General features: G+C 59.8%; 1 protein-coding gene. It reads left to right on the forward strand.

Annotated elements, in window-relative coordinates; all coding sequences use genetic code 11:
- Window positions 1–76: 76 nt before the first annotated feature.
- Window positions 77–910, forward strand: a complete 834-nt coding sequence (locus tag ADT71_RS00100; protein WP_054434066.1) for an IS5 family transposase — start codon at window positions 77–79, stop codon at window positions 908–910.
- Window positions 911–931: the final 21 nt, after the last annotated feature.

A 931-nucleotide genomic window follows, 5' to 3' on the forward strand; every position in this document is an offset into this window, starting at 1 on the left:
AGAGCCCGCCCCGAAAGTTGTTGAGCAATACCAGCCATTTATGATTCACGCCGTCCTGCGAGAGATGGAGTGATCAATGGCATGGACTGGTATTGCCCGGCAGGAGCATAGCCGGAAAGGATTGCGCTACTCCAGCGATATGACGGAGCGGGAGTGGGAATTGGCGGCGCCGTTTATCCCGCCAGCCAAGCGCGGAGGTCGACGTCGCACGACGGACATGCGCGAAGTGATGAATGCCTTGCTTTACATTGCGGCAAGCGGCTGCGCTTGGAGGCTTCTACCCAAATGCTTTCCACCGGTCTCGACGGTGCAGCGCTACTTCTACGCGTGGCGCAACACCGGTCTGCTCGAAGCCATGAACACGGTGCTGGTAATGAACCTGCGCGAGATTGAAGGGCGCGACGCCTCGCCGAGTGCCGGTGTGATCGACAGCCAATCAGTGAAAACCACCGAAAGCGGCGGCCCTTGCGGGTATGACGCGGGCAAGAAGATCAAGGGCCGCAAGCGCCACATCCTGACGGACACTTGCGGCTTTCTCATATTCATCCTCGTCCACACCGCCGATATTCAGGACCGCGATGGTGCCGTCGATGTCCTCAAGGCCGTGCGCAAACGTTTCCCGTGGCTACGCCATGTCTTTGCGGATGGAGGCTATGCCGGCGACAAGCTCCGTGCAGGCCTCCTTGGATCGGGAACCTGGACGATCGAGATCATCAAGCGCTCTGACAAGGCAAAGGGCTTCCAGGTTCTCCCTCGGCGATGGGTCGTCGAACGCACCTTCGCTTGGCTTGGCCGATGCCGCCGCCTCGCCAAAGACTGGGAAGCCACCATCGCATCGTCAACGGCATGGGCCACCATCGCCTCCATCCGCATGCTCACCCGCAGAACTGCAAGGTATTGCTACGGTTGAGAAACTTCCGAGTCAGGCACT

This window comes from Novosphingobium sp. ST904 (genome assembly GCF_001298105.1).
GTDB lineage: Bacteria > Pseudomonadota > Alphaproteobacteria > Sphingomonadales > Sphingomonadaceae > Novosphingobium.

Coding starts and splice junctions, on each gene's coding strand:
- ADT71_RS00100 (WP_054434066.1), top strand. CDS start 77: ATGGCATGGACTGGTATTGCCCGGCAGGAGCATAGCCGGAAAGGATTG.